Source organism: Candidatus Methylospira mobilis (assembly GCF_009498235.1).
Taxonomy (GTDB): domain Bacteria; phylum Pseudomonadota; class Gammaproteobacteria; order Methylococcales; family Methylococcaceae; genus Methylospira; species Methylospira mobilis.
This window is the reverse complement of sequence record NZ_CP044205.1, coordinates 2,904,177-2,917,217: the sequence shown is the minus strand read 5'-3', so window position 1 is coordinate 2,917,217 and position 13,041 is coordinate 2,904,177. Positions and strand designations below refer to the sequence as shown.

The window sequence follows — 13,041 nt, the reverse complement described above, 5'->3', positions numbered from 1 at the left end:
GTGACCGAGTGAAGGCGCCGGTGCATATTGCGGTTACAGGCGCGGCCGGTCAAATCAGTTATTCCCTGTTGTTTCGACTGGCTAATGGCGATTTGCTTGGTCGCGATCAACCGGTCGTGCTCCGGTTGCTGGAAACGCCTGAAAGCCTTTCGTCCTTGCCGGGGGTGGAGATGGAGTTGCGGGATTGCGCTTTTCCGTTGCTCAGTGATGTAGTAAAGACTGCGGACCCGTATCTTGCCTTTCATGAGGTCGATATCGCTTTTTTACTGGGAGCGAAAGCCCGCGGGCAGGGGCAGGAACGCAAGGATTTATTGCAGGTCAACGCTGAAATTTTTGCGTTGCAGGGGCGGGCCTTGAGCCGGGCCGCCAAGCATACGGTCAAGGTGCTGGTGACCGGCAACCCTGCGAATACCAATGCGCTTATCGCGCTATCCAATGCGACTGAATTGACTGCCGCGAATTTTTCGGCGATGACGCGTCTGGATCATAATCGTGCTGTCGGTTTGTTGGCGGAGCGGTGCATGTGTTCATCCGCGGATATCGTTCGCATGACAATCTGGGGCAATCACTCGGCAAATCAATACCCTGATTTGGCTTACGCAGAGGTGCGAGGGGTTCCTGCGCTGGACCGCGTAGGGCGCGCATGGTTTCAAGAGGTTTTTATTCCTACGGTGCAAAACCGGGGTTCCGCCGTCCTTTCCGCCAGAGGCCGTTCCAGCGCCGCTTCCGCCGCAAATGCCGCACTGGCGCAAATGCGTAATTGGCTGTTCGGAACCGGGGAGAGCGATTGGGTTAGCATGGCTGTGCTCAGTCACGGTGAATACGGGGTGGCCCCGGGGGTGATGTTTTCGTTCCCGGTTACTATAGATGATAGGCGGGTTAAGGTTGTTCAGTCTCTTGAGTTGGATCAGCACGCTCGTGAGCGGCTTGCGCTGAGTGAGCGCGAATTGCTGGCTGAACGCGATATGGTGGCGCATTTGCTCTAGTTGCAATGTGTTGGAATAAAGTTTTTTTCTGTTGTAATTGTGTATATGTTATTTGTTCATTATTGGCGCGTATGCACTAATAAGGTGCATCTTGGTGTCGGGATGATGTTTTATTTGTATTTATCTTAATGATATATAGGTTGTTGCATGCATGGCACACCTATTGCACATATAGCAACAGATATGGCGTAGTCCCTGTCGTGATTAATCTCAAGAGGAAAAAAACATGACCAATAATTCGACAAGTAAAGGCTTCAGGTTGAAGGCCTTGGCGGCCGCAGTCGCCATGGGCTTGGCCTGTGGGGTTGCGCAGGCGACCGATGTCAGTGAAGCCAGTGGCCTACTGGATATGGTGGGCGATTTGAATCCCAATAGTTGGGGATTTCTGCATGATAACGGGTTCAAGATAGGCGGCTGGATAAACGGCGGCGTTACCTATAACGCCAACGGCAACGGCATGTCCACTACGCAGGGTTTCAATGGCGGCGCTACCTTTGGCGATCGCGCCGACATACCGCAGCTGAATCAGTTGTATCTGTATTTGCAGCGTGCTGTGGCAACCGAAGGCGATGCTTGGGACTTTGGCGGACGATTCGACTTTAACTACGGTACTGACTCCATCTTTACCCAGGCCTATGGTATTCCGACTGTGGACGTTACTACTGGCAACGTGAATTCAACGCGCGGCAACTGGGACTTGAATATTATACGCGGTCAGTATTACGACATCGCTCTGCCTCAGGCATATTTGGAAAGCTACATTCCTATCGGTAACGGCCTCGACGTTAAGTTGGGGCACTTTTATACCCCGATCGGTTATGAAGTGGTTACCGCCCCGGATAACTTTTTCTACACCCATGCCTACACCATGCAATTCGGCGAACCTTTCACACATACCGGCGCGCTGGGTAATTATGCGATAGACGGTAATTGGGCTGCAATGGGTGGTGTGATCACCAACAGCGGCACTGGCGGCTGGGATGGCGGTTATAATGGTCAGTGGAATAACTGGGACGGCATTGCCGGTTTGACCTATACGACCGATGATAAGGGGACCTCGTTTAATGCTGCTGGTACTTATGGCGGTACTTCGGCGACAGCGAATAGCGGGACTTGGAGCATGTACAGTCTGGTGCTGAAACATAATATTATGGACGACCTGCACTTTGTTCTGCAGCATGATCATGGTTTCGCAAATAATGTCTGTTCCGGCGGCAGCAACGGGATCGCGGCGTGTAATATCGCGGTTGCGACCAGTCAAAATCCGCAGTGGTACGGAATTCATAGTGATCTGTTCTATGACGTGATGGAAGGTTTGGGTGCCGGCCTGCGTGTGGAGTGGTTCCGGGATAATGATGGTTTCAGGGTTGGGGCGCCGGGCCGTGTTGCGGCAGGTTTAAATCCCAATAATCCGAATAACGGTAGTATGACTAACTTTGTCGGTGCGAACTATACGGCCAGCTATCTGTCGGCCAGTTATTACGAAGTAACGCTTGGATTGAACTGGAAGCCGCTGAAGTGGCTGACGGTGCGTCCGAATGCGCGTTTTGACTGGATCAGCTCATCGAGTCTGGCTGGTTCGGGAACTCCGGGGTATTCTCCATTCGGTTATAACAGCAGCGGTGCTGCGCAGACGACGCAGTTCCTGTTTTCAACTGATGCCATCATTATGTTCTAAGCACCTTGTGCGCTTAGTTGAGTGATGCAGTAAAAAAGCGCCGAGAGGCGCTTTTTTACTGTTTGGTGTAAGTTGTTGTTATTGAGAGATATGCGGTGTGTTACAGAAAAACGCCAGAAAAAAATGTAAAAAAATAGTTGACGCGTGTGTGAGCTCCTGTATAATGAGCGGCTCAGTTCGGCAGTAGATCAAAACGAACGGTTCTTTAAAAAAGCGGACAGATAATGGATGTGGTTTCCTGCGTTGGGTAAGGCGTAAGAAATCGGCGAAAGGGATGCGATGCAGGCGAAGCCTGTGTTGATTGCTTTGGCCAAAAGAAAGAAAAGATAAAAGCGTCGGGTTTAGACCTGATGCCTTGCAATTAAACTGAAGAGTTTGATCATGGCTCAGATTGAACGCTGGCGGCATGCTTAACACATGCAAGTCGAACGGTAACAGGCCTTCGGGCGCTGACGAGTGGCGGACGGGTGAGTAACGCGTAGGAATCTGCCCACGGGTGGGGGACAACTCGGGGAAACTCGAGCTAATACCGCATAAGCCCTGAGGGGGAAAGGGGGGGCTCGCAAGACCTCCCGCCGGTGGATGAGCCTGCGTAGGATTAGCTGGTTGGTAGGGTAAAGGCCTACCAAGGCGACGATCCTTAGCTGGTTTGAGAGAACGACCAGCCACACTGGGACTGAGACACGGCCCAGACTCCTACGGGAGGCAGCAGTGGGGAATATTGGACAATGGGCGGAAGCCTGATCCAGCAATGCCGCGTGTGTGAAGAAGGCCTGCGGGTTGTAAAGCACTTTGAGGTGGAAAGAAGGGTTCGGGGTTAATACCCCTGGACATTGACGTTACCACCAGAACAAGCACCGGCTAACTCCGTGCCAGCAGCCGCGGTAATACGGAGGGTGCGAGCGTTAATCGGAATTACTGGGCGTAAAGCGCGCGTAGGCGGTTTGTTCAGTCTGATGTGAAAGCCCCGGGCTTAACCTGGGAACGGCATTGGAAACTGGCAAGCTAGAGTGTGGGAGAGGGTAGTGGAATTTCCGGTGTAGCAGTGAAATGCGTAGAGATCGGAAGGAACACCAGTGGCGAAGGCGGCTACCTGGACCAACACTGACGCTGAGGTGCGAAGGCGTGGGGAGCAAACAGGATTAGATACCCTGGTAGTCCACGCGGTAAACGATGTCAACTAGCCGTTGGTGGCAATTGAGCTGTCAGTGGCGCAGCTAACGCGATAAGTTGACCGCCTGGGGAGTACGGCCGCAAGGTTAAAACTCAAATGAATTGACGGGGGCCCGCACAAGCGGTGGAGCATGTGGTTTAATTCGATGCAACGCGAAGAACCTTACCTGGCCTTGACATGTCGCGAATCCTGCAGAGATGCGGGAGTGCCTTCGGGAACGCGAACACAGGTGCTGCATGGCTGTCGTCAGCTCGTGTCGTGAGATGTTGGGTTAAGTCCCGTAACGAGCGCAACCCTTGTCCTTAGTTGCCAGCACGTAAAGGTGGGAACTCTAAGGAGACCGCCGGTGATAAACCGGAGGAAGGTGGGGATGACGTCAAGTCATCATGGCCCTTATGGCCAGGGCTACACACGTGCTACAATGGTCGGTACAGAGGGCAGCGAAGCCGCGAGGTGGAGCCAATCCCAGAAAGCCGATCTTAGTCCGGATTGCAGTCTGCAACTCGACTGCATGAAGTCGGAATCGCTAGTAATCGCAGATCAGAATGCTGCGGTGAATACGTTCCCGGGCCTTGTACACACCGCCCGTCACACCATGGGAGTGGGTTGCACCAGAAGTAGGTAGTCTAACCGCAAGGAGGGCGCTTACCACGGTGTGATTCATGACTGGGGTGAAGTCGTAACAAGGTAGCCGTAGGGGAACCTGCGGCTGGATCACCTCCTTAATAAGCCGGCCCCCGGCGCAGGAAGCCACAATCCATTATCTGACCGCAGAAAAAGTCGAGAAGTAAAGAAGCAAAAAAGCCAAAACCGCGCTTGGGTCTGTAGCTCAGGTGGTTAGAGCGCACCCCTGATAAGGGTGAGGTCGGAGGTTCAAATCCTCCCAGACCCACCACTGGCGGCGCAGAAAGCCAGGAGCGGAACAAACTTGGAAAGCCTAGACGGGGCCATAGCTCAGCTGGGAGAGCGCCTGCCTTGCACGCAGGAGGTCGGGAGTTCGATCCTCCCTGGCTCCACCAGACTCAGCGAAAGAGTCGAAAGTCTTGTACAGGTGAAAAGCCTTTACTTCAAGAAGTGATGAGCCGTAAGCGGGGCATTATGCATTGTACGGAAACATTGTTGCAGAAAGCGCGAAGAAAAGCGCGTAAAGCAGCGATAAAAAGACCGATACATAGCGGAAAGAAGACACGCTTACGAGTCATCATTGCATGACCGATCTTTAACAAACTGGAAGATGTACACTGTAACAAAACGCAAAGGCGCACGGAAACAAAAGGCCGTGTGACCCAAGTATGTGACATGCGAAACGATGTAAACCTGAGGTGGAGTCGCCGTAACAACGGAGGCCCGACCGATTGGGGTTATATGGTCAAGTGAAAAAGCGCATACGGTGGATGCCTAGGCGGTCAGAGGCGACGAAGGACGTATCAGCTTGCGAAAAGCTTCGGGGAGGTAGCAAAAAACCTTAGATCCGGAGATCTCCGAATGGGGCAACCCACCTGCAAAGGTATCCTGTCATGAATCCATAGTGGCAGGAAGCGAACCGAGGGAACTGAAACATCTAAGTACCTCGAGGAAAAGAAATCAACCGAGATTCCCCAAGTAGTGGCGAGCGAACGGGGAACAGCCCTTAAGTTGGTTGTGTGTTAGTGGAACAGACTGGAAAGTCCGGCGATAGAGGGTGATAGCCCCGTACACGAAAATGCGCATCCAATGAAAACGAGTAAGGCGAGGCACGTGAAACCTTGTCTGAACATGGGGGGACCATCCTCCAAGGCTAAATACTACTGACCGACCGATAGTGAACCAGTACCGTGAGGGAAAGGCGAAAAGAACCCCGGAGAGGGGAGTGAAATAGATCCTGAAACCGTATGCGTACAAGCAGTGGGAGCAGACTTGTTCTGTGACTGCGTACCTTTTGTATAATGGGTCAGCGACTTACTTTCAGTGGCGAGCTTAACCGACTAGGGGAGGCGTAGCGAAAGCGAGTCTGAACAGGGCGTTCAGTCGCTGGGAGTAGACCCGAAACCGGGCGATCTATCCATGACCAGGGTGAAGGTTAGGTAAAACTGACTGGAGGCCCGAACCGGGATCTGTTGAAAAAGATTCGGATGAGTTGTGGATCGGAGTGAAAGGCTAATCAAGCTCGGAGATAGCTGGTTCTCCTCGAAAGCTATTTAGGTAGCGCCTCGTGTATCACTGTTGGGGGTAGAGCACTGTTACGGCTAGGGGGTCATCCCGACTTACCAAACCGTTGCAAACTCCGAATACCAACAAGTGCGAGCACGGGAGACACACGGCGGGTGATAACGTTCGTCGTGAAGAGGGAAACAACCCAGACCGCCAGCTAAGGTCCCAAAATCATGGCTCAGTGGAAAACGATGTGGGAAGGCACAGACAGCCAGGAGGTTGGCTTAGAAGCAGCCATCCTTTAAAGAAAGCGTAATAGCTCACTGGTCGAGTCGGCCTGCGCGGAAGATTCAACGGGGCTCAAGCCATGTACCGAAGCTGCGGATTTGCCGCAAGGCAAGTGGTAGAGGAGCGTTCCGTAAGCCTGTGAAGGTCAATTGTAAAGTTGGCTGGAGGTATCGGAAGTGCGAATGCTGACATAAGTAACGATAAAACGGGTGAAAAACCCGTTCGCCGAAAGCCCAAGGATTCCTACGCAACGTTAATCGGCGTAGGGTAAGTCGGCACCTAAGGCGAGGCCGAAAGGCGTAGTCGATGGAAAACAGGTTAATATTCCTGTACCGGTCATTACTGCGATGGGGTGACGGAGAAGGCTAGGTTGGCCGGAGATTGGTAGTTCCGGTTCAAGCATGTAGGGAGTGTTCTCAGGCAAATCCGGGAGCACAATCCTGAGGTGTGATAACGAGTCTGCTTGCAGACGAAGCAACTAATGCCCAGCTTCCAAGAAAAGCCTCTAAGCATCAGGTAATGAGTGGCCGTACCATAAACCGACACAGGTGGGCAGGGTGAAAATCCCAAGGCGCTTGAGAGAACTCGGGTGAAGGAACTAGGCAAAATGATACCGTAACTTCGGGAGAAGGTATGCCCGTGGTAAGTGAAGTCCCTGCGGATGGAGCTGAAGCGGGTTGCAATAAAATGGTGGCTGCGACTGTTTATTAAAAACACAGCACTCTGCAAACACGAAAGTGGACGTATAGGGTGTGACGCCTGCCCGGTGCCGGAAGGTTAATTGATGGGGTCAACGCAAGTGAAGCTCTTGATCGAAGCCCCGGTAAACGGCGGCCGTAACTATAACGGTCCTAAGGTAGCGAAATTCCTTGTCGGGTAAGTTCCGACCTGCACGAATGGCGTAACGATGGCCACACTGTCTCCACCCGAGACTCAGTGAAATTGAATTGGCTGTGAAGATGCAGTGTACCCGCGGCTAGACGGAAAGACCCCGTGAACCTTTACTATAGCTTTACACTGGACTTTGAATCGACTTGTGTAGGATAGGTGGGAGGCAATGAAACTTGGACGCCAGTTCGAGTGGAGCCAACCTTGAAATACCACCCTGGTCTATTTGGAGTTCTAACCTAGATCCGTGATCCGGATCGGGGACCGTGTATGGTGGGTAGTTTGACTGGGGCGGTCTCCTCCCAAAGAGTAACGGAGGAGCACGAAGGTGCGCTCAGCGTGGTCGGAAATCACGCAAAGAGTGTAAAGGCAAAAGCGCGCTTGACTGCGAGACACACACGTCGAGCAGGTACGAAAGTAGGTCTTAGTGATCCGGTGGTTCTGAATGGAAGGGCCATCGCTCAACGGATAAAAGGTACTCCGGGGATAACAGGCTGATACCGCCCAAGAGTTCATATCGACGGCGGTGTTTGGCACCTCGATGTCGGCTCATCACATCCTGGGGCTGTAGTCGGTCCCAAGGGTATGGCTGTTCGCCATTTAAAGTGGTACGCGAGCTGGGTTTAGAACGTCGTGAGACAGTTCGGTCCCTATCTGCCGTGGGCGTTGGAGATTTGAGGGAAGTTGCTCCTAGTACGAGAGGACCGGAGTGAACGAACCGCTGGTGTTCCGGTTGTCATGCCAATGGCATTGCCGGGTAGCTATGTTCGGACAGGATAACCGCTGAAAGCATCTAAGCGGGAAGCCCCTCCCAAGATGAGATCTCCCTGGGACTTGAGTCCCCTGAAGGGCCCTGGAAGACTACCAGGTTGATAGGCTGGGTGTGGAAGCGCAGTAATGCGTGAAGCTGACCAGTACTAATTGCCCGAGAGGCTTGACCATATAACACCCAATCGGTTGGGCGTGTGTCACAACACAGTGGAGCGGCGTACGAGAATAAAAAAAACGTACGGTGGACCGAAAAAACAGAGTACATCCGACAGTTTGAAAGGCTTTGATAAAAACAATCAAAGCCGCTTGCAACAAGCAACCAGTTTTGCCTGGTGGCCAGAGCGAGCGGGAACCACCCGATCCCATCCCGACCTCGGAAGTGAAACCGCTTAGCGCCGATGATAGTGTGGACCTCCATGCGAAAGTAGGGAACTGCCAGGCTCCTAATCTACAGGCAGCTGACATCACAGCTGGACAACAAGGCCCCTTTCCGTTATCGCGGAGCGGGGTTTTCGTTTTTGGTGCTTTATTTTATGCTCTTGAAGTGGGATGATTCAGCTTTACATTGCCGGGGTCGACATTATTCATGGGGCATACTCACGATCACCACGCAGAGAACCAGGGCGCAGGGTGGCGTCTTGGCGTTTCTGCCATTATTACGCTGGTTCTGATAGTTGTCGAAGTCATAGCCGGGTTGCTATCCAACAGTCTGGCTTTGCTTACCGATGCCGCGCATAATTTGACCGATGTCATTGCACTGCTCCTGGGCTGGTATGCAGTCAATATCGCGCGGCGTCCGGCTCATGCTGCCGGCACTTTTGGATATCATCGCGTGGGTATCCTGATAGCGCTGTTTAATGCCACGACATTGGTATTAATTGCCGGCGGTATCATTTATCAGGCTTATAGCCGCTTCGGCTCGCAGGAAGCCATTATGCCCGACGTATTGGTCGGCGTTGGTTCGGCTGCATTGCTGGTCAATGCCTTTACCGCCTGGTTGTTGAGCCGGGGACGAAAGTCCGACTTGAATCTGCACAGCGTCTTTCTTCATTTGATGGGCGATGTCGTCGCCAGCGTCGCAGCAATTGCAGTCGGTATCGGTATCTGGCTGACCGGTTTGTTATGGCTGGATCTGGCTGCGAGTATTTTAATTGCGCTGCTTATTTTCTGGAGCGCATGGGGCATACTGCAGGAATCAGTCGATATTCTGCTGGAAAAAACACCTGCCGATATATTGGTGGCCGGAGTTCTGGATGATATGAAGCGCATTGAAGGCGTTTCCGACGTGCATGACCTGCATATCTGGAGTATTACCCGCAGTTTGCGCGTGCTGACGGCTCATGTCACGGTAGATGCGGATCTTAATCTCTCGCAAGGCGCTTCGATCAGGAAGGCAATCAATCAGTACTTGTCAGATAAATACAATATTCAGCATGCAACGTTACAGGTTGAGTTTGAAGAGTGTGGATCGGCAACCCTGTATTGCAATATGCTTGCGCATGGTCATGATGATGACCATGCGCATTAATCACTGCCGGATTTAGAAAAAGGGCTTTCGCGGCATGAGCGCGTGAGTGCTTATCGGTCTTTCCCGATTATCACGATATCGGTGCGGCGGTTTTTTGCGCGATTCTCGTTGCTGTCGTTGGGAGCGATCGGTTGATATTCGCCAAATCCGCGGGCCGACAACAGGGTGGGCGCTACGCCGCCTTTTTGCAGGAATTCCAGCACGGATGTCGCGCGCGCGGTGGATAGTTCCCAATTCGATTTATATCGACGCTTTAACGAACCGCCAATCGGTACGTTGTCAGTATAGCCCCGGACTTCTATATGTTTATCTGTTACGCTTTTTAAAGTAGGCATAATTTTGTCGAGAACTGTTTTGCCGCTACGGTTAAGGTCGGCGCTACCTGAAGGGAAAAGCAGTTCATTGACCATGGATACGGTCAGCTCATCATTGAGTTCTTTGATTTGTACCTGATTGGCGGCCAGTTCGCTTTGCAGCTCCTGGTTCAGCGCCTCTTCTTCCTTGTATTTTTGCGCCGACACACAGGCGCTGGCACCAAGAACCGTCAATAATAGAAAAGCCAATAATCGTATATTCATAACCAGGGGACCTTTTGTTGATGATTAATGCGGGGTTTATTGTACTCCTCGACAGTATTCCGGTCTTGTTAAATGGCGTGTATTCATTGATTATCGCCGGTCAGGGAGCGAACTGGTTGCGGTCCGCCGGGGTTGCGTTTTTCAAGGTCTGCGTGAAAGCGTGAGAGGAAGCGGACAGGCGCATCCAGCAGGTGCGCCTGTCTTTTGGTTCTAGCCATGCGCTGAAAGATGCGATAGGTCGATGGCCAAATGATAATACTTCCGGCAATAACGAGCGGTATATCGACCATACCGGGAACGGCTATCCCTATTATCCCGAGTATCAGCAGCATCCAGCCGATATCCTTGGGGATAGTATCCAGCATATCCATGTCGAAATATTCGGTTGGCACCTGCTCGGCAGCGCCTATATGTATCAATTCTTTTCCGGTAGGTTCTCTGGTCTTGTCGTTCATGATCGTAATAGGTACCCTGGATGCTGTTTTATGGGGTTCGGGCCACGATATGCGTGGCGCAAGCCTGATCATTGGCCTTTCACAATATCAAGCGGATATTACAATTGAATGTTTTGATCAATGAGTTGGTACATGGTGACAATTTGTCACACTGGCAGTTGCCGCGCGTCTGGTAAGATTATGCCATGACAGACGACTCGGTAATCAGTTTCCCGCTACTTGATGCTTCGGATATTTCCGCGCGAAAAAATCTGAAGTGGTTGTTCGTGTTGCGCAACCTGATGATTTGCGTGGAGGCGCTGGCGGTCATCATCAGCGTTTACGGTCTGGAGTTGCCTTTGTACCAGGCTGCGCTGACCGCCGTAATTACTGCGCAATTGGGGTTTAACTGGTACACTTGGGTGCGGCTGGAGGAAGAACGCATTGTAGTCGATGGCGAGCTGTTTTTTCAGTTGTGCTGCGATGTGCTGACTATTACCGCCGTGCTGTATTTCACCGGAGGCGCAAGTAACCCCTTGGCGTGGTTCTTTCTGCTGCCGCTGATTCTCACCTCAACCATACTTCCCAGAATTTATACCTGGTATATGGTGCTGTTTACATCGGCGTGCTACACCCTGCTGATGACCTTTTATAAACCGCTACCCGCGATTCTGCCTATAACCCTGGGGCCTAATACGCCGCCGGAACTGCATCAGCTCATGGATCACCACGATCTGCAGCTTCATGTTTTCGGCATGTGGTTCGGTTTCGTGTTCAGTGCGGTGCTGGTGGCATATTTTGTAGTTGGTATTGCCGACACGTTACGCCAGCGCGAACGGAAACTGGCGGAAATACGCGAGCACACGTTGCGCAACGAGCGTGTAGTCGCGCTGGGGACTCTTGCGGCAGGCGCCGCCCATGAAATGGGGACACCGCTGGGAACCATGGCGATCATCGTTCATGAGTTGATCAAGGAGTACGGAGAAACCGATGCCGACTTGTGCAAAAAAATGAAAATACTGCGCGAACAGGTGAGCAGATGCAAGCAAGCGCTGTCGGTACTGTCGGCTTCCGCCGGAGAAATCAGGGCCGAGTCCGGGCATCCGATGCCGGTTTCCGCTTATCTGGATGAGGTGATTTCCAATTGGCGGCAGCAGCGGCCGGAAGGGGTTTTGGCTGTCAACAAACAGGGGTTCGAGCCATCGCCTTCGATTCTGGCCGAACTGACGCTTACCCATGCTTTGGTCAATATCCTCAATAATTCCGCAGATGTGTCTCCGCACTTTATCGAACTGCGTGCGCGGTGGACCAAGGATCGCCTTGTTCTTGAGATCGTCGACGACGGTCCCGGTATTGCCCCAAGCGTATCCGAACAACTGGGCAAGGAACCTGTTTCAAGCAAGGAAAATGGTTTGGGGGTAGGGCTTTTTCTGGCTTTTACCACGATTGAACGCATGGGCGGGACGATTTCCATGGCGCTACGTAGCGAATGCCAGGGTACGCTGACGCGCATCAGCCTGCCTGTAACCTTAAGGGAGGCGGGACTATGAGTACGATTGCCTATATTACTGAAAATCCGCGCTTATTGCTGGTCGACGATGACGAAACTTTTTGTATGGTTCTGGAAGAGGCGCTGCAAAAGCGCAACTTCGATGTCTATGTCGCCCACAATTTGCAGCAGGCGATGGAGATTGCGCGCCAGGTGGAACCCGAATATGCGGTAATCGATTTGCGTATCGGTCAGGATTCAGGTCTGGCCATGGCAAAGTATCTGGTCGATTTGGACGACAATACCCGCGTGGTGATCCTGACCGGTTACGCCAGCGTGGCGACGGCAGTCGAGGCCATCAAACTGGGCGCTATTCATTATTTGACCAAACCGGCCGATGCCGATGAAATATTGGCCGCACTGCATAAGGATGGCGGCGATCCCACGGTGGAGATCAAGGACAGGCCTTTATCGGTCAAACGTCTGGAGTGGGAGCATCTGCAGAAAATTCTTGCCGAGCACGACGGCAATATTTCTGCAGCGGCGCGCGCGCTCAACATGCACCGCCGCACGCTGCAACGCAAGCTGGAGAAGCGCCCGGTCAAGGATTAATCGTGCAGCCCCGGCGTTTGAAGCACGTTTTCCGGCGGTCGCCCCAGGGTTGCGCCCGTTTCTGTGAATACTATCGGCCTTTCTATCAGCACCGGGTTTTTTATCATGGCTGCAATCAGTTGTTCACGGCTCAGGCTTTGATCAGCCAGATTTTCAGTCTTGTAGGGGGCTTCGTTTTTGCGCATCAACGCGCGGGGTTCCATGCCGAGTAATCGGATAATGGCGTCCAGTCTTTCGGCTGACGGCGGCGATTTCAGGTATTCGACCACTTCGCATTCTATGCCGTTTTCCTTGAGAAGCTGCAGCGCGGCGCGGGATTTGCTGCAGCGCGGGTTGTGGTAGATGGTAACGCTCATCTGTAGAGTTCCTCTGTCTGATTTGTAGTGTGCAGGCGCCATTCTACCGTTCTTCTCCCGCTATGCTGAAGAAGGAAAGCCACAGAATATGTAACTATTCTGTAACGGCTGGAAATAATTCATGACCGG

Annotated in this window: 8 protein-coding genes, 2 tRNA genes and 3 rRNA genes; 10 read left to right on the top strand and 3 right to left on the bottom strand. The window is 52.5% G+C overall.

Annotated elements, in window-relative coordinates; all coding sequences use genetic code 11:
* Positions 1 to 8: 8 nt before the first annotated feature.
* The 8 genes from F6R98_RS13255 (at position 9) to F6R98_RS13220 (ending at position 9,443) form a co-directional block, all read left to right on the top strand.
* A complete protein-coding gene (locus F6R98_RS13255; RefSeq protein ID WP_153249439.1) occupies positions 9 to 986 on the top strand; it encodes a malate dehydrogenase in 978 nt (325 codons plus the stop codon).
* A gap of 226 nt (positions 987 to 1,212) precedes the next feature.
* Positions 1,213 to 2,664, top strand: a complete 1,452-nt coding sequence (locus tag F6R98_RS13250) for a porin (protein WP_153249438.1) — start codon at positions 1,213 to 1,215, stop codon at positions 2,662 to 2,664.
* Positions 2,665 to 3,027: 363 nt separating this feature from the next.
* Positions 3,028 to 4,563, top strand: a 16S ribosomal RNA gene (locus tag F6R98_RS13245).
* Between the two features lie 93 nt (positions 4,564 to 4,656).
* Positions 4,657 to 4,733 (top strand) — tRNA-Ile (locus tag F6R98_RS13240).
* A gap of 48 nt (positions 4,734 to 4,781) precedes the next feature.
* Positions 4,782 to 4,857: transfer RNA gene (locus F6R98_RS13235), tRNA-Ala, on the top strand.
* A 348-nt stretch (positions 4,858 to 5,205) separates the two neighbouring features.
* Positions 5,206 to 8,086: ribosomal RNA gene (locus F6R98_RS13230) — 23S ribosomal RNA — on the top strand.
* 157 nt (positions 8,087 to 8,243) lie between these two features.
* Positions 8,244 to 8,356, top strand: a 5S ribosomal RNA gene (gene rrf / locus F6R98_RS13225).
* The 16S, 23S and 5S rRNA genes sit together here with 2 tRNA genes alongside, the layout of an rRNA operon.
* 145 nt (positions 8,357 to 8,501) lie before the next feature.
* Complete coding sequence (locus F6R98_RS13220; protein WP_153249437.1) at positions 8,502 to 9,443, top strand: cation diffusion facilitator family transporter; 942 nt, start codon at positions 8,502 to 8,504, stop codon at positions 9,441 to 9,443.
* Positions 9,444 to 9,493: 50 nt separating this feature from the next.
* On the opposite strand, the gene F6R98_RS13215 is transcribed toward F6R98_RS13220, so the two are convergent.
* Both F6R98_RS13215 and F6R98_RS13210 read right to left on the bottom strand, forming a co-directional pair.
* Positions 9,494 to 10,021 (bottom strand): OmpA/MotB family protein, encoded by a 528-nt coding sequence (locus F6R98_RS13215; RefSeq protein WP_153249436.1) that lies wholly within the window; start codon positions 10,019 to 10,021, stop codon positions 9,494 to 9,496.
* Positions 10,022 to 10,104: 83 nt separating this feature from the next.
* On the bottom strand, positions 10,105 to 10,476 hold the full coding sequence (locus tag F6R98_RS13210) for a hypothetical protein (protein WP_153249435.1): 372 nt from the start codon (positions 10,474 to 10,476) through the stop codon (positions 10,105 to 10,107).
* A gap of 185 nt (positions 10,477 to 10,661) precedes the next feature.
* On the opposite strand from F6R98_RS13210, the gene F6R98_RS13205 reads away from it, so the two are divergent.
* Both F6R98_RS13205 and F6R98_RS13200 read left to right on the top strand, forming a co-directional pair.
* On the top strand, positions 10,662 to 12,005 hold the full coding sequence (locus tag F6R98_RS13205; RefSeq protein WP_228124869.1) for an ATP-binding protein: 1,344 nt from the start codon (positions 10,662 to 10,664) through the stop codon (positions 12,003 to 12,005).
* Positions 12,002 to 12,556: a response regulator transcription factor gene (locus tag F6R98_RS13200; RefSeq protein ID WP_153249434.1), complete on the top strand. Its 555-nt coding sequence runs from the start codon at positions 12,002 to 12,004 to the stop codon at positions 12,554 to 12,556. Before F6R98_RS13205 ends, F6R98_RS13200 begins: the two co-directional genes overlap by 4 nt.
* Here the strand turns inward: F6R98_RS13200 and arsC are convergent.
* Positions 12,553 to 12,912, bottom strand: coding sequence for an arsenate reductase (glutaredoxin) (arsC, locus tag F6R98_RS13195; protein ID WP_153249433.1), 360 nt, complete (start codon positions 12,910 to 12,912; stop codon positions 12,553 to 12,555). The genes F6R98_RS13200 and arsC overlap by 4 nt on opposite strands.
* Between the last annotated feature and the right edge of the window lie 129 nt (positions 12,913 to 13,041).

Bases quoted from the DNA above. Each gene is read 5' to 3' on its own strand.
- F6R98_RS13250 (WP_153249438.1), top strand. From the start codon at position 1,213: ATGACCAATAATTCGACAAGTAAAGGCTTCAGGTTGAAGGCCTTGGCG.
- F6R98_RS13220 (WP_153249437.1), top strand. From the start codon at position 8,502: ATGGGGCATACTCACGATCACCACGCAGAGAACCAGGGCGCAGGGTGG.
- F6R98_RS13215 (WP_153249436.1), bottom strand. From the start codon at position 10,021: ATGAATATACGATTATTGGCTTTTCTATTATTGACGGTTCTTGGTGCC.
- F6R98_RS13210 (WP_153249435.1), bottom strand. From the start codon at position 10,476: ATGAACGACAAGACCAGAGAACCTACCGGAAAAGAATTGATACATATA.
- F6R98_RS13205 (WP_228124869.1), top strand. From the start codon at position 10,662: ATGACAGACGACTCGGTAATCAGTTTCCCGCTACTTGATGCTTCGGAT.
- F6R98_RS13200 (WP_153249434.1), top strand. From the start codon at position 12,002: ATGAGTACGATTGCCTATATTACTGAAAATCCGCGCTTATTGCTGGTC.
- arsC (WP_153249433.1), bottom strand. From the start codon at position 12,912: ATGAGCGTTACCATCTACCACAACCCGCGCTGCAGCAAATCCCGCGCC.